Origin of the sequence: Blastococcus sp. VKM Ac-2987 (genome assembly GCF_026967805.1) — a bacterium.
Lineage (GTDB): Bacteria > Actinomycetota > Actinomycetes > Mycobacteriales > Geodermatophilaceae > Blastococcus.
The window spans coordinates 638,227-656,394 of record NZ_JAPVBG010000001.1 but is presented as its reverse complement, the minus strand read 5'-3'; the positions used below and the strand labels follow the sequence as shown (position 1 = coordinate 656,394).

Annotated in this window: 17 protein-coding genes; 9 read left to right on the top strand and 8 right to left on the bottom strand. The window is 74.9% G+C overall.

The genetic code is table 11. The features are described 5' to 3' along the window. Positions 1-8 precede the first annotated feature (8 nt). The 4 genes from O2W17_RS03160 to O2W17_RS03145 form a co-directional block, all read right to left on the bottom strand. On the bottom strand, positions 9-407 hold the full coding sequence (locus O2W17_RS03160; protein ID WP_269190940.1) for a globin: 399 nt from the start codon (positions 405-407) through the stop codon (positions 9-11). Beyond that, positions 404-1,672, bottom strand: coding sequence for an MFS transporter (locus O2W17_RS03155; RefSeq protein WP_269190939.1), 1,269 nt, complete (start codon positions 1,670-1,672; stop codon positions 404-406). The genes O2W17_RS03160 and O2W17_RS03155 overlap by 4 nt, the downstream gene beginning before the upstream one ends. 38 nt (positions 1,673-1,710) lie before the next feature. Beyond that, positions 1,711-2,715 (bottom strand): mechanosensitive ion channel family protein, encoded by a 1,005-nt coding sequence (locus O2W17_RS03150; protein ID WP_269190938.1) that lies wholly within the window; start codon positions 2,713-2,715, stop codon positions 1,711-1,713. 78 nt (positions 2,716-2,793) lie between these two features. Next, the gene (locus O2W17_RS03145; protein WP_269190937.1) at positions 2,794-4,863 is read right to left on the bottom strand and encodes a prolyl oligopeptidase family serine peptidase; all 2,070 of its coding nucleotides are present in this window, start codon (positions 4,861-4,863) and stop codon (positions 2,794-2,796) included. Positions 4,864-5,083: 220 nt separating this feature from the next. On the opposite strand from O2W17_RS03145, the gene O2W17_RS03140 reads away from it, so the two are divergent. The 5 genes from O2W17_RS03140 to O2W17_RS03120 are packed head-to-tail and all read left to right on the top strand — an operon-like array spanning position 5,084 to position 8,874. Then, a complete protein-coding gene (locus tag O2W17_RS03140) occupies positions 5,084-5,611 on the top strand; it encodes an HNH endonuclease (protein ID WP_269190936.1) in 528 nt (175 codons plus the stop codon). Next, positions 5,608-6,474, top strand: coding sequence for an SCO6745 family protein (locus O2W17_RS03135; RefSeq protein WP_269190935.1), 867 nt, complete (start codon positions 5,608-5,610; stop codon positions 6,472-6,474). Before O2W17_RS03140 ends, O2W17_RS03135 begins: the two co-directional genes overlap by 4 nt. Positions 6,475-6,498: 24 nt before the next feature. Next, on the top strand, positions 6,499-7,932 hold the full coding sequence (locus O2W17_RS03130) for an amidase (protein WP_269190934.1): 1,434 nt from the start codon (positions 6,499-6,501) through the stop codon (positions 7,930-7,932). A 30-nt stretch (positions 7,933-7,962) separates the two neighbouring features. Then, on the top strand, positions 7,963-8,361 hold the full coding sequence (ctaJ, locus tag O2W17_RS03125) for an aa3-type cytochrome oxidase subunit CtaJ (RefSeq protein WP_269190933.1): 399 nt from the start codon (positions 7,963-7,965) through the stop codon (positions 8,359-8,361). Positions 8,362-8,409: 48 nt separating this feature from the next. Next, a complete protein-coding gene (locus tag O2W17_RS03120; protein WP_269190932.1) occupies positions 8,410-8,874 on the top strand; it encodes a DUF5130 family protein in 465 nt (154 codons plus the stop codon). 224 nt (positions 8,875-9,098) lie between these two features. Here the strand turns inward: O2W17_RS03120 and pepN are convergent, their stop codons facing one another. Beyond that, on the bottom strand, positions 9,099-11,654 hold the full coding sequence (pepN, locus tag O2W17_RS03115; RefSeq protein ID WP_269190931.1) for an aminopeptidase N: 2,556 nt from the start codon (positions 11,652-11,654) through the stop codon (positions 9,099-9,101). A gap of 147 nt (positions 11,655-11,801) precedes the next feature. On the opposite strand from pepN, the gene O2W17_RS03110 reads away from it, so the two are divergent. Together O2W17_RS03110 and O2W17_RS03105 are read left to right on the top strand one after the other, a co-directional pair. After that, positions 11,802-12,464 carry a mycothiol-dependent nitroreductase Rv2466c family protein gene (locus O2W17_RS03110; RefSeq protein WP_269190930.1) on the top strand — a complete coding sequence of 221 codons (663 nt, stop codon included), beginning with the start codon at positions 11,802-11,804 and terminating at the stop codon, positions 12,462-12,464. 82 nt (positions 12,465-12,546) lie between these two features. Further along, positions 12,547-13,308 (top strand): SDR family oxidoreductase, encoded by a 762-nt coding sequence (locus O2W17_RS03105; protein ID WP_269190929.1) that lies wholly within the window; start codon positions 12,547-12,549, stop codon positions 13,306-13,308. Positions 13,309-13,348: 40 nt separating this feature from the next. On the opposite strand, the gene O2W17_RS03100 is transcribed toward O2W17_RS03105, so the two are convergent. After that, complete coding sequence (locus tag O2W17_RS03100; RefSeq protein WP_269190928.1) at positions 13,349-14,128, bottom strand: MBL fold metallo-hydrolase; 780 nt, start codon at positions 14,126-14,128, stop codon at positions 13,349-13,351. Next, positions 14,125-14,796: a DUF429 domain-containing protein gene (locus O2W17_RS03095; RefSeq protein WP_269190927.1), complete on the bottom strand. Its 672-nt coding sequence runs from the start codon at positions 14,794-14,796 to the stop codon at positions 14,125-14,127. The genes O2W17_RS03100 and O2W17_RS03095 overlap by 4 nt, the downstream gene beginning before the upstream one ends. Positions 14,797-14,823: 27 nt before the next feature. Here O2W17_RS03095 and O2W17_RS03090 point away from each other — a divergent pair, with 27 nt between their 5' ends. Beyond that, positions 14,824-15,315 (top strand): ribose-5-phosphate isomerase, encoded by a 492-nt coding sequence (locus tag O2W17_RS03090; RefSeq protein WP_269190926.1) that lies wholly within the window; start codon positions 14,824-14,826, stop codon positions 15,313-15,315. An 82-nt stretch (positions 15,316-15,397) separates the two neighbouring features. Then, entirely contained in the window at positions 15,398-16,846 is a 1,449-nt protein-coding gene (argG, locus tag O2W17_RS03085) for an argininosuccinate synthase (RefSeq protein ID WP_269190925.1), read from the top strand. Between the two features lie 30 nt (positions 16,847-16,876). Here the strand turns inward: argG and O2W17_RS03080 are convergent, their stop codons facing one another. Beyond that, on the bottom strand, positions 16,877-18,127 hold the full coding sequence (locus O2W17_RS03080) for a GNAT family N-acetyltransferase (RefSeq protein ID WP_269190924.1): 1,251 nt from the start codon (positions 18,125-18,127) through the stop codon (positions 16,877-16,879). Positions 18,128-18,168: the final 41 nt, after the last annotated feature.

Here is an 18,168-nt window from a genome sequence, read left to right as displayed (position 1 = left end):
CCGGCGGCTCAGCGGTTCTGCATGCTCCCCGCGGCCATCTCCAGGTATCCCCAGAGCGTGGCGTCCTGGTCCGGGGGGAGCTCGAGCGAGTCGACGGCGTCGCGCATGTGCGTCAGCCAGGCGTCGCGCTCGGCGGGGCCGATGGCGAACGGGGCGTGCCGCATCCGCAGCCGCGGGTGCCCGCGCTCCTCGGAGTAGGTCGTCGGACCGCCCCAGTACTGCTCGAGGAAGCCCCGGAGCCGGGTCTCGGCGCCCTCCCAGTCGTCCTGGGGGTACATCGGCACGAGCACCGGGTCGGTGCGCACGCCGGCGTAGAAGCGGGCGACCAGCCGGCGGAAGGTCTCCGCGCCGCCGACCTCGTCGTAGAAGGTCCGTGCCGACGGCAGGGACCGCCTCGACTCGCTCATGCGCCTGGTGCTCCCTCAGCCTCGGTCGGGGCGTCCGCCCGGTCGCGCGTCCGCCGATAGGCCATCAGCGCCGGGGCGACCGCGATCATTCCGAGCACCCCGGAGAGGGCCACCACGACGCTCGGGTCGAACTCCTCCGCGGCGAGGCCGGCGCCGATCGCGCCGAGCCCCTGGACGCCGGCCAGGCCGCTGGCCACGACGCCGAATGCGCGCCCGCGGTAGGCGCTGGGCACCGCCTGCACGAAGGCGACGTTGAGCGGGATCGACCACGCCGCGCCCAGGCCGGAGACGAAGAGCATCCCGACCAGGAACCAGAACGGCACCGCGCCCGGCCCGGCCGCGGCCGCGACGAGGCCGCCGACGAGGACGGGGGCCAGGGAGACCACGACGAGCGGGACGACGAGGCGTTCCCGCCGCGCCGGGGGCACCAGCCGCGCGATCACCAGCCCGCCGATGGTGACCCCGAGCGGGTTGGCGGCCAGGAGGACGCCGACCGCCGTCGTGCCCTGGCCGAGGGAGTCCACCAGCGGCGCGGCGATGCCCTCGGAGGCGTACACGAAGCCCGTCGTCACCCAGACGACGCCGACGATGGCCAGCAGCCGGGGGCTGCGGCCGATGAACCGCAGGCCCTCGGCGGTGTCGCGCCACAGGGACCCCGGCGCGCCGCCGCCCTCGGCCACCGGGGCCGGCCGCGGCGTCAGCCGTGCCCACAGCCAGACGGCGGAGATCAGGAAGGTCGCGGCGTCCACCAGCAGCGCGGCGGAGGGGTTGAGCACGGCGATCAGCGCGCCGCCGGCGAGGAACCCGGCGACCTGGGCCAGCTGCAGGGTGATGCCGGTCAGCGACGTGGCGACGGCGTACCGGTCCCCGTCGAGCACGTCGGCCATCAGCGCGGAGCGGGCCGACTCGAACGGCGGCGCGCACATGCCGACGACGAAGAGCAGGCCCAGCAGCACCGGGAGGGGCGTGCCGGGGATGGCCATGATCGCGACGAGGACCGCGCGGGCGACGTCGGTGGCGATCAGCACCCGGTGCCGTGGCAGCCGGTCGGCCAGCGTGGAGAGCAGCGGCCCGCCGAGCAGCCAGGGCAGGTGGCTGATCGCGAAGGTCAGCGCCGCCAGCAGCGGGGACGCCGTCCGGTCGTAGACGAGCACGGTGAGCGCGACCCGCGCCAGCTCGTCCCCGGCCGCGGACAGCACGAAGGTGCCGAAGAGCGGCCGGAACTCGCCGACGGCGAAGACCTCGCGGAAGGTGGCCTGCCGCACCGGGGCTCCCGGTACGGGGCCCTGCGGTGCGGGCGCGCTCAGCGGGACCCCGCCCCGGCGCCGGAGGCGCTCAGCAGCGGGACCGGCGTGCGGATGCCCTCGGCGACGAACCGCTCCTTGAGCCGCATGCGCAGCTCCCGGCCGACCCGCCACTGGGCGGCGTTGGTGGTGCGCACGGTGAGCCGGAGGAACACCCCCTCCGCGGTGATCTGCTCGACCCCGAGGGACTCCGGCTCGGCCAGGAGGATGCCGGCCCACTCGTCCTCGGCGTACATCGCGTCGGCAACCTCCTGCATGACCGCACGGCAGCGTTCCAGGTCGGTGTCGTGGGCGACCGGCATGTCGATGACCACCTGGGCGAAGCCCTGGCTCTTGTTGCCGACCCGCAGCACCTCGCCGTTGCGGACGTACCAGACGACGCCGTTGACGTCCCGCAGCCGGGTGATCCGCAGGCCGACCGCCTCCACGGTGCCGATGGCCTCGCCGAGGTCGACGACGTCACCCACGCCGTACTGGTCCTCCAGGATGATGCCGATCCCGGCGATGAAGTCCTTGACCAGGTTCTGCGCGCCGAAGCCGAGGGCGACGCCGACCACGCCGGCGCTGGCCAGGATCGGCGCCAGGTTGATCCCCAGCTCGCCGAGCACCAGGACGACGGCGATGCCCATGATCACCATCGAGGCGAAGCTGCGCAGCACCGAGCCGATGGCCTCGGCCCGCTGGGTGCGCCGCGCGGTGATCTGGTCGATGACCTCCTCGGCGGCGGGCGTGCGGCTGCGGAAGGGCCGCAGGATGGTGGGCATCGCCCCGGTCGCCGTGCGGTCGGTCAGCCGGCCGATCGCCCGGTGGGCCAGCAGCCGGAGCCCGGCCGCCAGCACGACGATCAGCAGGATGCGGGCCGGGGTGGCGATGAGCGTCTCGGCGTTCTCGGCCAGCCAGTCCATGCCGGACCAGTCGTAGACCTCCTGGCAGAGCCAGTAGTCGGCGCAGTCGGCGACGCCCGCCCCGTCGTCCGCGGCGAGCACCGTGGTGGGTCCGGTCATTACCGGAATGCTCTCAGGTGCGGGTGGCGGTGGCGGTGCAGCCAACAGTGCGTGTCCGGATGCTGACGCACGGCTGTCTCAGCCGGTGAGGCCCGTGTGTGCCGCCAGGAAGGCGAGCTGGTCCGCGGCAAGGCCCACGGTCCGGCTGACCGCACGGGCGCCGTGCCCGACCGAGACCTCGCGGCGGAGGACCACCGGGGCCGCGGAGCTGGTGGCGTGCTGCAGCGCGGCGGCGAGCTTGCGCCCGTGCAGCGGATCGACCCGGGTGTCGGACTCGAACGTCGTGAACAGCACCGCCGGGTACGCCGTCCCCTCGCGCACCGCGTGGTAGGGCGAGTAGCCCAGCAGCCAGCCGAGCTCCACGGGGTCGTCGGCGGTGCCGTACTCGTCGTTCCAGGTGCGGCCGAGGCCGAAGCGCTCGTACCGGACCATGTCCAGCAGCGGCGCGCTGCAGACGACGGCGGCGGCGAGCTCGGGGCGCTGGGTCAGGGTGGCGCCCACCAGCAGACCGCCGTTGGACCCGCCCATGACCGCCAGCTGCCCGTGCGTCGTCCACCCGCCGGCCACCAGGTGCTCGGCGGCGGCGGCGAAGTCGTCGAAGACGTTCTGCTTGCGCTCGCGCATCCCGGCGCGGTGCCACTCCTCGCCGTGCTCGGAGCCGCCGCGCAGGTTCGCCACCACCCAGACGCCGCCCGCGGCGACCCACGCCAGGGCCTGCGCCGTGTAGGCCGGCGTGAGGGAGACGTTGAAGCCGCCGTAGCCGTAAAGCACCGCCGGGCGCGGTCGGTCGGCCGTGCCCGTCCCGGAGAGCACGAACAGGTGCACCGGGGTGCCGTCCTCCGACGTCGCGTGCGTCTCGACGACGGTGAGCTCCGGCACCTCCCCGGCGACGTCGGCCCGCTCCCAGCCGTCCAGACCGGTGGGCGAGGCGGCGTCCCAGCGCAGCACCGACTGCGGCGTGCCGTAGTCGGTGTACCCGACCCAGGCGCTGGTGCCGCCCTCGGGCGGCGCGCTCACGCCGGAGATGCTGCCCGCGCCGGGAGCGGCGACGTCGGCGATCCGGCCGCTGCCGTCCGCCGCCCACAGCGACAGCCGGTCGGTGGCGTCCACGGCGTGCACGGCGAGCACCTGCGGGGTGCCGTCCGGGGCGTCGACGAGCGCCAGGTCGGAGAGGACGGCGCCGTCCTGCTCGGGGACGACGTCCTGCCACCGCTCCGGCGCCCACGTGGCGGGGTCGGCCGGGTCCGCGACGGCGAGCCGCCAGCGCGGGGCGTCGCGGTCGGACATCAGCCACAGCCGCCCGTCGCGGGCCACCCAGGCGGCGGTCTGCGCGTCGACGCCGAGCTGCAGCTCGCGGAGCGCGCCGTCCCCGCCGAGGTCGGCGAGCCACACGTCGTCGCGCGGTGCGGTGCCGACCGACCGGGAGACGACCAGCCAGCGGCCGTCGCGGCTGGTGCGTACGCCGAAGTAGCTCGCCGGGTCGCTGCCCTCGCCGTGCACGAGCACGTCGTCGTCGGCCGGCGCGCCCACCCGGTGGCGCCACACCCGGCGGTGGAACTGCTCCTCGCCGGCGGGCACCTGGTCGGGGGCGAGGCGGCGGACGTAGAACAGCTCCTCCCCGCCGGGCAGCCAGCCGACGGGGGAGTAGCGGCACCGGTCGACCGGCCCGTCGAGCAGCTCGCCGGTGGCGACGTCGAGGACGTAGAGCTGCGACTCCTCGTCGCCGCCCGTGGAGACCTGGTAGGCGAGCCGGTCGCCCTCCCAGGACGGCGACCAGGCGTCGAGCGTCGTCGTCCCCTCGGGGTCCAGGGCCATCGGGTCGACGAGCACCCGGACGCTGCCGTCGGCCTCGCGCACCCGGAGCACGGCGTGCTCCTGCCCGGGGTCGCGGCGGGTGGAGAAGGCGCGCTCGCCGCGCCACACCGGCAGGCCGACCGCGCCGGCGCGCACCAGCTCGCCCAGCTTCCCGGCGAAGCGCTCGCGCAGGGGCAGCGACGACAGCACCTCCGCGGTGAGCTCGTCCTGCGCCTGCGCCCACGCGCGGGTGCGGGGGTCGGCGGCGTCCTCGAGCCAGCGGTAGGGGTCGGCGATCCGGTGGCCGTGCAGCTCGTCGACGAGGTCCAGCCGCGGGGCTTCCGGGTAGCGCATGGCGGGCACGCTAGTCGGCGCCGGGGACAGCGAGCCCGGACCGGACGGATTTCGAGTGCGCCATCCCGGCGATCCCGGGTCAGAATGGGGCTGCCCGCGGGTCGTGCAGCACCCGGCGGTCCGGGGCGTCCGGAGGTGATCCGTGCCGCGTTCCGCGCCCGGGTCGACGCCGGCGGGTCACCCAGGCTCGCGGCGCGACCCCGTCCCGCCGCTCGTCCCCGTGCCCTCGCCCGCGACCACGGGCGCCACCCTGCTGCTCAACGCCACCTACGAGCCGCTGTGCGTGGTGTCCAGCCGGCGGGCGATCGTGCTGGTGCTCGCCGAGAAGGCCGAGTCCGTCGACGTCGCCGCCGACGTCTGCCACTCCGAGACCCTGAGCCTCCCGGTGCCCGTCGTCGTGCGGCTCACCCGGTACGTCCGGGTGCCCTACCCGGCGTCGGTCCCGCTGTCGCGGCGGGCGGTGTTCACCCGCGACGGGCAGACCTGCGTCTACTGCGGCGGCTCGGCCACGAGCATCGACCACGTGGTGCCGCGCAGCCGGGGTGGCACGCACACCTGGGACAACGTGGTGGCCGCCTGCCGCCGGTGCAACCACACCAAGGCCGACCGCTCGCTGGCCGAGCTGGGCTGGAAGCTCCCGCACCCGCCGTGCACCCCCAGCGGTGCGGCGTGGCGGCTGCTCGGCCACCGCACCGTCGACCCGCGGTGGCGGGAGTGGCTCGGCATGCCGGAGAGCGTCAGCGCGTGACAGCCCGCCCCGCGACCGCCCGCCGGCTGTGGGCGCTCGCCGAGCCGTTCCACGCGCTGACCTACTTCGCCGGCGAGGCGCGGGCCGCCTTCGAGGCGGCGGGGATCCGCGGCTTCTGGGCGGGTTACTTCGCCGGCCGGGCGGCGCCGCTGGGCGCCGTGGGCCCCGAGGTCGTCACCGCGACGTTCGGGAACTTCGCCCCGGGGTTCGTCGCCCGGCGGGTGCCCGCCGTCTGGGAGTCGGCGACGCCGTCGGCGGCCCTGGCGGCGCGGCTGGAGGGTGTCGACGCCGCGGTCCGGCGGGTGCTGGGGGACGGGTGGGTCGGCTCCGCCGCGGCGAGCGAGGCGATGGAGCTGGCCGCGACCGCGGCGGCCGCCGTCGACCTGCCCGGTCGTCCGCTGGCCGCCGCCAACACCGCGGTGGCCGTGCCCGGGGAGCCGCACCTGGTGCTGTGGCAGGCGCTCACCACGCTGCGCGAGCACCGGGGCGACGGGCACGCGGTGGCGCTGGTGCACCGGGAGATCGACGGCGTGCAGGCGCACGTCCTCGCCGCCGCGGCCGGCCGTTCCGACCGCGCCTGGCTGCAGAAGGCGCGGGGCTGGGACGACACCGCGTGGGACGAGGCCGCGGCGCGGCTCGGCGACCGCGGCTGGCTGGCCGGTGACGGGCTGACCGCCGCCGGGGCCGTGGTGGTCGCCGACGTCGAGGCGGACACCGACCGGCTGGCGCTCCGACCGTGGCGGGCGCTGGGCGACCGCCGCTGCGACCGGCTCGCGGAGCTGCTGCTCCCCGTGCGGCGCGCCGTCGTCGCCGCGGGGGAGTGGCCGGCCGGCAACCCGATCGGCGTTCCCGACCCCGGGTGAGCCCCACGGGCTAGCGTGCCGGTCGTGACCTCGCTGCACGACCTCACCGCGCTCGAGCAGGCCGCCGCCGTCCGCGCGAAGGAGGTGAGCCCCACCGAGCTGGTGGAGCACGCGCTGCATCGGATCGACGCGCTGGACGCGGGCCTGGGGGCGTTCATCACGGTGACCCCCGAGCGGGCGCTCGCCGGTGCGGCGGCTGCCGAGGCCCGGGTGCGCGAGGGCGGCGAGCTGCCGCCGCTGCTCGGCGTCCCGACGGCGATCAAGGACCTCAACAACACCGCCGGTGTCCGGACGACGTTCGGCTCCACCGCGTTCGCCGACTTCGTGCCGACGGTCGACGACGCCGTCGTGACCCGGCTGGCCGACGCCGGGACGATCAGCGTGGGCAAGACCAACACCCCCGAGTTCGGCTTCCCCTGCTGGACCGACAACGACCTGGTCGGGTCGGCCCGGTCCCCGTGGGACCCCTCCCGGCTGGCCGGCGGCTCCAGCGGGGGCGCCGCGGTCGCGGTGGCCGCCGGCTTCGTGCCCGTCGCGCAGGGCAGCGACGGCGGCGGGTCGGTCCGCATCCCGGCGAGCATCAACGGCCTGGTCGGCATCAAGCCCACGCGCGGGCGGATCAGCAACGCCCCCTACGGCAGCGAGGTCACCGGCCTGGGGACCAGCGGGCCGCTGGCGCGCACCGTCCGGGACGCCGCGGCGCTGCTCGACGCGATGGCCGGCCCGGAGATCGGCGACCCGTTCTGGGCGCCGCCGCTGCCGCCGGGGGAGACCTTCCTCGCCCTCGCCGACCGGGAGCCGGGCCGGCTGCGGATCGGGCGTTACTCCGAGTCCCCGATGCCCGGCGTCGAGCTCGAGCCGGAGGTCGCCGGGGCGTTCGACGACGCCGCCCGGCTGCTCGAGGACCTCGGCCACGTGGTCGAGGACGTGCCCGCAGGGCTGCTGGACCCGGCCGTCCTGCCGTCCTTCGAGCGGGTGTGGGCGCTGAGCGCCACCACGTTGCCGGTCCCGCCCGACCGGCTCGACCAGCTGCGGCCGCTGACCCGCTGGATGCGCGACCGAGGGCTGGCCCTGTCCGCCCGGGACGCGATGGAGGCGATGTTCGCGCTGCGGGTCTTCTCCCGGCAGTTCGTCCGCGCCACCGCCGGCTTCGATGTATTGCTCGCCCCGGTGCTGACCATGACGCCGCGGCCGATCGGCTGGTTCCAGGCCGACGGCGAGGGCGCGCCGGACTTCGAGCGGCAGAAGCGCTACGCCGCGTTCACCGCGCTCTTCAACGTCACCGGGCAGCCGGCGGTCAGCGTGCCGCTGCACTGGACGGCCGACGACCTCCCGGTCGGCACCATGCTCGTGGGCCGCCCGGCCGACGAGGCGACCCTCATCTCGCTGGCCGCGCAGCTCGAGGCGGCCCGGCCCTGGGCGCACCGGCGCCCCGCCGTCTGGACCGACAGCCGATGAACCGCGGGGGTCCCCGGTAAGTTGTCCGGCGTGACCGTCGCCGAGACCCTCCTCGTCTACGCCGGCATCCCGCTGGCCATCGTCCTCGTGCTGGCGTTGCTGACGCTCAGGCCCGGCGCCGACCGGCGCCCCCGCTACAAGCCCGGCCAGCCCTGGAACTACGCCCCGGTCTGGTACGAGCCGCATCCCGCGGCCACCGGCGGGCACGGCCCGGCCCCGGCGCACGGGCCGGCCGCGGTCCCGGGCAGCGGCACCGCGGCCCTCGGCTCCTCGATGTACCCGGAGCAGCCGGGTGAGCGCGCCCTGGAGTCCGGGCACGGGGTCGGCCCCGCCGTCGGCACCGGCTCCGGCGGGGCGCACGGCGGAGCCACGGCCGCCCGCCTCCCGCACCCCGCCGGGCCGCTCGGCGGCGCCCGTGGGACCTGGTGACCCGGTGACCCCCTGCTCCGTTCCGACGACCACCCCCGGAGGCCGGCCATGACCCGCGCGCCCGAGCTCAACACCCCCCGCACCGGCACCGACGTCGGCGACACCCTCCACCCGCGCACGGCGGAGGCCAAGCTCGACGAGGTCTTCAGCTTCCGGGAGCTGGCGCGCCTCGACGAGGCGCTGACCATGTCCTCCCGCGAGACCGGGCTGCGCTTCACGCTGTACGTGGGTGAGCTCCGCGCGCCGACCCGCGCGCACGCCGAGGAGCTGCACGCCCGCTCCGGCCACCACCCGACCGACGCGGTGCTGCTCGCCGTCTCGCCCGGCCAGCGGGTCGTGGAGGTCGTGACCGGTGCCGGGGCGGCCCGCCGGCTGCCCGACCGCGCCTGCGCGCTCGCCGTGCTCTCCATGACCAGCGCCTTCGGCTCCGGTGACCTGGTGGGCGGCATCGTCAACGGCCTGCGCCAGCTCTCCGACCAGGCCGGCCACCCGGCGGGGCTGCGCCCGCACTGAACGACGACGGAGGCGCCGCACCCCCTCGGGAGTGCGGCGCCTCCGTGCTGTCTGCCCGCCCCACTGTTGATCAGGTGACCTGATCGTTCCGGGTCCTGGCTCAGCACCGGTGGTGAGCCAGGACCCCTGTTGATCAGGTGACCTGATCATCATCGAGGGCGCGGACGACGACGGAGCCCCGCCCACCGGCTGGTGGACGGGGCTCCGTCGGATGCGGGTACGGCTCAGCGCTGGCCGGCGTCGGCGTCCCGCTCGCGGGCCCGCAGGGCCCGGGCGATGCCGTCCCGGCCCTCGAACACCAGCCGGCGCAGCGCGGGCGGCTGCTCGGCGTCGGACAGCCACGCGTCCGCCGCCGCGATGGTGCGCGGCTCGACCACCGGCGGGAACAGGTACTGGACGGCGTTCTTGGCGATCTCGCCCGGACGGCGGTCCCAGACCGGGCGGACCTCGGCGAAGTAGCGGTCGACGTACCCGGCGGTCAGCTCGCGCTGGGCCGGGTGCCAGAAGCCCTGCAGCATCGCCTCGTGCACGGCGTTGGGCAGCGTCTCGTCGGTGAAGGCCCGCTGCCAGGTCTCCTCCTTGGACTCCGCCGTCGGCCGCAGCGCCCGCGCCGTGGCCGCCCGCCGTATTCCGGTGGCGGTGGCGTCCCGCTCGGCCTCGGCGTCGATCTCCGCGTCCCCGGCCGCGCCGATCGCGACCAGCCCGTGCAGGAAGGCCCAGCGGGCGTCGGCGTCGACCTCGAGCCCGGCGACCGTCCGCGAGCCGTCGAGCAGACCGCGCAGCGCGGCGGCGTGCTCCTCGGTGCGGGCGGCGGCGGCCAGGGTGCGCGACCACAGCAGCTGCTGGTCGCTGCCCGCCGGGGCCGTCTCCAGCGCGGCGAGGGCCGCGTCGGCCAGCTGCGCCCAGCCGGTGGGCGCCCAGGCCGGGTCGGCGTAGGAGGACAGGGCGGCCTGCACCCGGGCCAGCAGCGACTGGATCACGCTGCTCTCGGTCTCCGTGCCGACCCCGGCGAGCACCAGCTGCACCCACTCGCGGGCGGGCAGCTCGGCGTCGCGTGTCATGTCCCAGGCCGCCGACCAGCACAGCGCGCGGGCCAGCGGGTCGGGAATGGCGCCGATCCGGGTGCGCAGCGTCGTCAGCGACCGCTCGTCCAGGCGCAGCTTGGCGTAGGTGAGGTCGTCGTCGTTGACCAGCACCAGGTCGGCCGCCGGGTGGCCGGCCAGCTCGGGGACCTCGGTGCGCGCGCCGGCCACGTCCAGCTCCACCCGGTGCGTGCGGGTGAGCCCGTCGGGGCCCTCGCTGTAGAGGCCGACCGCCAGCCGGTGGTTGCGCAGCACCGGGTGCTCGGCGACCGCCGTCTGCTCGATGGCGAAGCCGGCGTACCGGCCGTCGTCGGTGAGCTCGTACACCGGGCGCAGGGTGTTGACCTGGCTGGTGCGCAGCCACTGGTCGGCCCACTCCGACAGGTCGCGCCCGGAGCTCTCCGACAGCGGGCCCAGCAGGTCGGCCAGCGTCGTGTTGCCGTACTCGTGGCGGCGGAAGTACCGCTGCACGCCGGTGAGGAACTCCTCGCGGCCGACGTAGGCCACCAGCTGCTTGAGCACCGAGGCGCCCTTGGCGTAGGTGATGCCGTCGAAGTTGACCTCGACCGCGGCGACGTCGGGGATGTCGGCCGCGATGGGGTGCGTCGAGGGCAGCTGGTCCTGCGCGTACGCCCAGGCCTTCTCGGTGTTGGCGAATGTCGTCCAGGCCGTCGTGTACTCGGTGGCCTCGGCCTGGGCCAGCGTGCTGATGTAGGTGGCGAAGGACTCGTTGAGCCACAGGTCGTCCCACCAGCGCATGGTCACCAGGTCGCCGAACCACATGTGCGCCAGCTCGTGCAGCACCGTCTCCGCGCGGCGCTCGTAGCGCGCCCGGCTCACCTTCGACCGGAAGACGTAGTCCTCCAGGAAGGTGACCGCGCCGGCGTTCTCCATCGCCCCGGCGTTGAACTCGGGCACGAACAGCTGGTCGTACTTGTCGAACGGGTACGGGTAGTCGAACACCCGGTGGTAGAAGTCGAAGCCCTGCTTGGTGATGCGGAACATCTCGTCGGCGTCCAGGTACTGGGCCAGCGAGGCGCGGCAGTACAGGCCCAGCGGGATGCCCTCGTGCAGGTCGGTGACCTTGGCGTAGGGCCCGGCGATCAGCGCGACCAGGTAGGTGGAGATCCGCTTCGTGGGGGCGAAGCGGGCCAGCTGCGAGCCGCCCTCGCCCGCCTCGATCGTGCGGTCACCGGTGTTCGAGATGACCTGCCAGTCGAACGGCGCCGTCACGTGCAGGGTGAACGAGGCCTTGAGGTCGGGCTGGTCGAAGCAGGTGAACATGCGCTTGGCGTCGGCCGGCTCGAACTGCGTGTAGAGGTAGACCTGGCCGTCCTCGGGGTCGAGGAAGCGGTGCAGGCCCTCGCCGCTGTTGGAGTAACGGCAGTCCGCCGTCACCACGAGGGTGTTCTGCTCGGCGAGGCCGGGCAGCGGCAGGCCGCCGTCCTCGGTGTAGCCGCGCACGTCCAGCTCGGTTCCGTTGAGCGTCGCGGAGAGCACCGTCTCGGCGACCAGGTCGATGAAGGTGTCCGCGCCCGGCCGGCGGCAGGTGAACTCGACGGTCGTCGTCGACCGGAAGGTGCGCTCTCCGGGATGACCGGCCCCGTCGGTGACGTCGAGGGAGATGTCGTAGCTCTGGACGGCGAGCAGCTCGGCGCGGACGGCGGCATCGGTGCGGGTCAGGTTGGGTACGGCCACGCGGGCAGCTTGTCATGCGGCGACGACGCCCCGCCCGGGGCGCATCCGCCGGACCCGGCCGGGAACAACCCGCCGGGCACCGGCCTTGGCAGCCACCAGTAGCGGCCCCGGGCACTCCCGGCCCGGGCCACGGAGCGAGGAGCACGGATGACCGACGCAGTGCAGAGCGCCCCCACCAGGGCCCGCGTGGACTTCTGGTTCGACCCGCTGTGCCCCTGGGCCTGGCTCACCAGCCGGTGGGTGCTCGAGGCGGCGAAGGTCCGCGACATCGACCTGCACTGGCACGTCATGTCGCTGGCGGTGCTCAACCGCGGGCGCGACCTGCCGGAGGACTACGCCGAGATGATGAAGACGGCGATCGGCCCGGTGCGCGTGGCGATCGCGGCCGCGCAGCAGCACGGCGACGAGGTGCTCGGTGACCTCTACACCGCGATGGGCACGCTCCGGCACCACGAGGAGCGCGAGCTGGACGAGCTCATCGCCCCCGCCCTGGAGCGGGTCGGGCTGCCGGCCGAGCTGGCCGAGGCCGCCGGGTCGACGGAGTACGACGAGGTGCTCGAGAAGAGCCACCACGCGGGCATGGACCCGGTCGGCGACGACGTCGGCACCCCCGTCATGCACATCGACGGCGTGGCGTTCTTCGGCCCGGTGATCAGCAAGGTCCCGACCGGCGAGGACGCCGGCAAGGCCTTCGACGGCGCCGTCCTGCTGGCCAACCTGCCCGACTTCTGGGAGCTCAAGCGCACCCGCACGTCGGGCCCGGACATGGCCTCCGTCCCGGCCGACGCCCTGGAGCTCACCCGCCGCTGACGCCTTCCGCGCTTCTCCGCGGAAAGCCCCGGAGCCTCACCGCGGAAAAGCGCCGGGCGACGGGGTGCGGCACCATGATCGGGTGCCGCACCCCACCCGCCAGCGCATCCTGATCTCCGGAGCGAGCTCCGGCCTGGGCGAGGGCATGGCCCGCCGCTTCGCCGCGATGGGCCGGGACCTCGCCCTCTGCGCCCGCCGCATCGAGCGGCTGGAGTCGCTGCAGGCCGAGCTGCGCGCCGCGCACCCCGGCATCCGCGTCGAGGTCGCCGCGATGGACGTCGACGACCCCGCCTCGGTGGCGACCGTGCTGCCCGAGCTCGCCGACCGGCTCGGCGGGCTGGACCGGGTGATCGTCAACGCCGGCATCGGCAAGGGCGCCTCGGTGGGCACCGGCCGGGCCGCCGTCAACCGGGCGGTCCTGCTGACCAACGTGCTCGGCTCGCACGCCCAGTGCGAGGCGGCCATGGAGATCTTCCGCCGCCAGGGGATGGGCCACCTGGTGCTCATCTCCTCGGTCGCGTCGGTGCGCGGCATGCCCGGCACCCGCACCGCGTACGGGGCCAGCAAGGCGGCGCTCAACTCCCTCGCCGAGGGCATCCGGTCCGACGTCTACGGCTCGCAGATCGTCGTCTCGACGGTGCTCCCGGGCTACATCGCGACCGACATCAACGAGGGCCGCCGCGGCCCGCTCACCGTGGGCCTGGACAAGGGCGTGACGGCGCTGGTCGACGTCGTCGAGCGGGAACCGGTGCGCGGCTACGTCCCGGAGCTCCCGTGGCGCCCGATCGCCCGGCTGCTGCGCGTCCTCCCGCTCTCCGTCGTCCGCCGCGTCACCGGCTCCTGACCGCCCGGTAGCGGAGCGGTGCAGGTCCCGGGACCGGGACTCAGCCGGGGCGGGACGCGGCGATGCGCATGGTCGCCTCGGGGTAGGGACCCGTCTCGGGTCGGCCCTGCCGCAGCGCGGCGACGACGGCGAGCAGTTCCGCTCGCTGCGCCCCGACGTACGCCGCGTCCACCACTGCGCCGTGGCCGGGCACCACGGGGCCGCGGGCCAGCGCGTGCAGCCGGCCGAGCGTCGCCGGCCACTCCGCCGGCCAGGCGTCCTCGAACGCCGACGGTGCGCCTTCCTCGACCAGGTCCCCGGCGAAGAGCACGGTGCCGTCCCTCTCGGTCTCCACCTCCACCACGAGGTCGTGGTCGGTGTGCCCGCGGCCGAGGAAGCGCAGCACCACCTCCCGGCCGCCGACGTCGAGGACGGCGATGTCGTCCACCAGGCGGTCCGGTGGGTCCAGCGGGACGGCGGCCACGCGCGCCGCTCCCTCGGCATCGCCGGTCGCCCGCAGTTCGGCGACCCGATCGGAGCGCTGTCGCTCCCCGGTGTCGCGCAGGACCGCCGCGCTGCGCCGCGAGCCCCAGATCGGTGCCGGGCGGAAGGCCGCGTTGCCGAAGCAGTGGTCGTAGTGGGCGTGCGTGTTGACCACCGTCCAGGGTTGGGTGGTGACGGCGCGGACGGCGGCGGCGAGATCGGCCGCCTCGCCGAGGTCCGACCGGGTGTCGACCACCAGGCAGGCGCCGTCGCCGACGACCAGCCCGCAGTTGAGGTCGAGGCCAGGGTGTCGCCGCACCAGCACCCCGTCGGCCACCTCCTGCCAGCCGGTGGTCACCAGCTGATCCGCATCGGGCGGCCCCGGCTGTCGCGGACGTCGTCGCCCACGCTCTGCGCCGTGCCGGCCGCGATCCGCCCGGCCGACCACGCCGCCGCGCAGGCGTCCAGCGCGTCGACCGCCGGCACCCGGGCAGGCGCGTCCGCCAGCGCGTCCTCCACGTCCATCACCTCGCGCAGCGCCCGGAGCCGCTGCACCGTGCCGCGCGCGGTGACCTTCGGGTCGCGCACTCGCTCGTCAAGCGCCAAGAACGACAGCTCGGGATGCACCTCCACGACTCGTTCGGTGGGTGGATCGCCGAGCGCGTCGTCAAGCTGCCGGATTGCCTTCACCAGCTGGAACGCCTGGGCCGAGGGGGCGCGCGGGGGACGGGTGTGCACGCGGGAGATGGCCCGCGCCTCGGCGTAGTCGCCGGTCCGCAGCACCGCTCGCACGGGCGCCGGGAAGACCGAGCTCCCTCTCGCGCCGAGCAGCTTGGCGGCGGCCACGTCGCAGGCGCGGACGCCGTCGTCCGAGAGCCCGATCGGCATGTCGATGGCGACCACGTCGACGTCGGGGACGGCGAGCACCCCAGCGACGTCCTCCAGCGCCAGCAGCCGCACCGAACGGCCCTCGAGCAGCGCCCCGACCCAGCGGCCGCGCCAGCCGTCGACTCCCAGGACCGCCATGCCGGGCAGCCTGTCAGACTCCCCGGCATGCGCGTCTTCGTCGGAACCGACCATGCCGGCCTGGAGTTCAAGGAGCACCTCAAGCAGGCGCTGACCGAGGCCGGTCACGAGCCGGTCGACTGCGGTGCGTTCGAGTACGACGCCCAGGACGACTACCCGCCGTTCTGCTTCGAGGTGGGGGAGCGCACGGTGTCCGAGCCCGGATCGCTCGGCGTGGTCATCGGCGGCTCCGGCAACGGCGAGCAGATGGCGGCGAACAAGGTCCCCGGGGTGCGCGCCGCGCTGGTGTGGAACACCGCCACCGCCCAGCTCGCCCGGGAGCACAACGACGCGAACGTGGTCTCCATCGGCGCCCGGCAGCACAGCGCCGAGGAGGCCACCGCGCTGGTGCTCGAGTTCCTGCGGACGCCGTTCAGCGGCGACGAGCGGCACGTCCGCCGGATCGGGCTGATCACCGACTACGAGCGGGACCGGCACCGTCCCGCCGGCGGCCTGCCCACCCGCTCGCAGCACCCCTGACGGGCCCGGCGTCCCGTTTCCCGCAGCAGAGACGGGAGAGGCGGCGCTGAATGACTATGCAACATCGTGCATACTTGCCCTCGTGTCCAAGGTGCTCACCTCCCTGCCCACCGGCGAACGCGTCGGCATCGCCTTCTCCGGCGGTCTCGACACCTCCGTAGCGGTCGCGTGGATGCGCGACAAGGGCGCGGTGCCCTGCACCTACACCGCGGACATCGGCCAGTACGACGAGCCGGACATCGCCTCGGTCCCCGGCCGGGCGACGGCGTACGGCGCGGAGCTCGCCCGGCTGGTCGACTGCCGGGCGGCGCTGGTGGAGGAGGGGCTCGCCGCGCTCACCTGCGGCGCCTTCCACATCCGCACCGGTGGCCGCAGCTACTTCAACACCACGCCGCTGGGCCGCGCCGTCACCGGCACGCTGCTGGTGCGCGCGATGCTCGAGGACGACGTCCAGATCTGGGGCGACGGCTCGACGTTCAAGGGCAACGACATCGAGCGGTTCTACCGGTACGGCCTGCTGGCCAACCCGTCGCTGCGCATCTACAAGCCGTGGCTGGACGCCGACTTCGTGACCGAGCTCGGTGGCCGCACGGAGATGTCGCAGTGGCTGGTCGCGCACGGCCTGCCCTACCGCGACAGCGCGGAGAAGGCGTACTCCACCGACGCCAACATCTGGGGGGCCACGCACGAGGCCAAGACCCTCGAGCACCTGGACACCGGCGTCGAGACGGTGCAGCCGATCATGGGCGTGCGGTTCTGGGACCCCGAGGTCCCGATCGCCCAGGAGGACGTCACGATCGGCTTCGCGCAAGGCCGGCCGGTGTCGATCAACGGCAAGGAGTTCGGCTCGGCCGTCGAGCTGGTGCTGGAGGCCAACGCCATCGGCGGCCGGCACGGCCTGGGCATGTCCGACCAGATCGAGAACCGGATCATCGAGGCCAAGAGCCGGGGGATCTACGAGGCGCCGGGCATGGCGCTGCTGCACATCGCCTACGAGCGGCTGGTCAACGCGATCCACAACGAGGACACGCTCGCCAACTACCACAGCGAGGGCCGCCGGCTGGGCCGGCTCATGTACGAGGGCCGCTGGCTGGACCCGCAGGCGCTCATGCTCCGGGAGTCGCTGCAGCGGTGGGTCGGCATGGCCGTCACCGGCGAGGTGACCCTGCGGCTGCGGCGCGGCGAGGACTACTCGATCCTCGACACCACCGGCCCGGCGTTCAGCTACCACCCGGACAAGCTCTCGATGGAGCGCACCGAGGACTCCGCCTTCGGGCCGGTGGACCGGATCGGTCAGCTGACCATGCGCAACCTCGACATCGCCGACTCCCGGGCCAAGCTCGAGCAGTACGCCGTCTTGGGCATGGTGGGCGGGACGACGCCGGCCGCGATCGGTGCCGCGCAGGCCGCCGCCACCGGTCTCATCGGTGCGATGGACGTCGGTGGCGCCGAGGTGATCGCCTCGCGCGGCGAGGTGTCGGCCGAGGAGGAGCTGCTCGACCGCGCCGCCATGGAGCTGGGCAACGACTGAGCCCGAGTTCTGACCGCCCGGGCCGGGCGGTCAGAACTCGTCGGGGCACCAGGGCGCGACCGGCCAGCCGAACGCCGTGGAGGCCAGGGTGACTGCCCCGGGGCTCACCTCGGTGACCCGGCCGGCGCCCTGCAGCCCGGCCAGCGAGGCGCCGCCCAGGTAGACCGCGGAGAGCTCCTCGATGCCCAGCACGATGTCGGGGTCGCGGTCGGTGCGGCCGCAGTAGCCGCCCGCGGGGTGCCCGGAGAGCCGCCAGCGCCCGTCGTTCCACGGGCAGAACGGGTCGCGGACCTCGAGCACCAGGTCGATGGGGGCCGGGTAGCGGCGGGCGGCGAGCGCCCGGCCGACGTCGACCAGCCGCACCCACAGCGCGTCGACCGGGGAGGCGTGCAGCGCGCGCGGATCGGTCAGCAGGTGGCGGACCGGGTCGTCGGCGGAGGCGTGCGGCGCCGCGACGGCGCGCACCAGGTCGTGGGACAGCAGGAAGCGCCACAGCGCCGCGTAGGCGGCGGGACCGGTGGCCCGCACCTCCTCGACGGTCAGCGTGCTCTCCGCCTCGCCGGCCGCGTTGTACCTGCCCCTGATCCGGTAGGCGGCGTAGCCGTCCACCTCGCCGTCCGCGCCGACGTGCAGCGCGTACTGGCGCTCGTTCGCCCCGTGCCGCTCCTCCGGGACGTCGAGCAGCCGGCGGCCCCACCAGCGGTCGTCGCGGACGAGGTTGCCCGGCACCCAGCGCCGCACGGCCTCGTAGACCCGCGCCGCGGCGGGCCGGAACTCCTCGGCGTCGACCAGCCGGACGCGCCCGTCCCCGGTGTCGACGTCGGCGCGCAGCCGCAGCCGTCCGGCCTCTCCGCTCCACCCGCCGCGCCACGACGCGGGGGCGTATCCGAACCGGCCGTAGATGGAGCCCTCCGCGGCCCACAGCGCCGCCACCGGCTCGCGCTCCTGCTCGTGCAGCTCGGTGAGCTGCCGGCGCATGATCGCCGTCAGCACGCCCCGGCGCCGGTGGGTGGGGGAGACGGTCACCCAGGTGACGCCGGCGGTCGGGACGACGGCGCCGCCGGGCACGCTCATCCGCAGGCTGTAGAGCCCGGAGGTGGCGGCGATCCGCCCGTCGTCGTCGAAGAGGGCCAGCGAGCGGTCCAGCTCGGCCACCGGCGGCACGGAGTCCGTGTAGGGCCCGGTCAGCGGATCACCGAAGACGGTGTGCATGGCGCGGGTGAAGGCCGGCCACTCGTCGGCGGTGATCGGGCGGAGCTGGGCGGAGAGGTCGTCGGCCACGCGTCGTGTCTACCGTCCGGGTGCGACGGGACGCCAACGAG

Coding starts and splice junctions, on each gene's coding strand:
- O2W17_RS03090 (WP_269190926.1), top strand. CDS start 14,824: ATGCGCGTCTTCGTCGGAACCGACCATGCCGGCCTGGAGTTCAAGGAG.
- O2W17_RS03095 (WP_269190927.1), bottom strand. CDS start 14,796: ATGGCGGTCCTGGGAGTCGACGGCTGGCGCGGCCGCTGGGTCGGGGCG.
- O2W17_RS03145 (WP_269190937.1), bottom strand. CDS start 4,863: ATGCGCTACCCGGAAGCCCCGCGGCTGGACCTCGTCGACGAGCTGCAC.
- O2W17_RS03110 (WP_269190930.1), top strand. CDS start 11,802: ATGACCGACGCAGTGCAGAGCGCCCCCACCAGGGCCCGCGTGGACTTC.
- O2W17_RS03150 (WP_269190938.1), bottom strand. CDS start 2,715: ATGACCGGACCCACCACGGTGCTCGCCGCGGACGACGGGGCGGGCGTC.
- O2W17_RS03120 (WP_269190932.1), top strand. CDS start 8,410: ATGACCCGCGCGCCCGAGCTCAACACCCCCCGCACCGGCACCGACGTC.
- O2W17_RS03160 (WP_269190940.1), bottom strand. CDS start 407: ATGAGCGAGTCGAGGCGGTCCCTGCCGTCGGCACGGACCTTCTACGAC.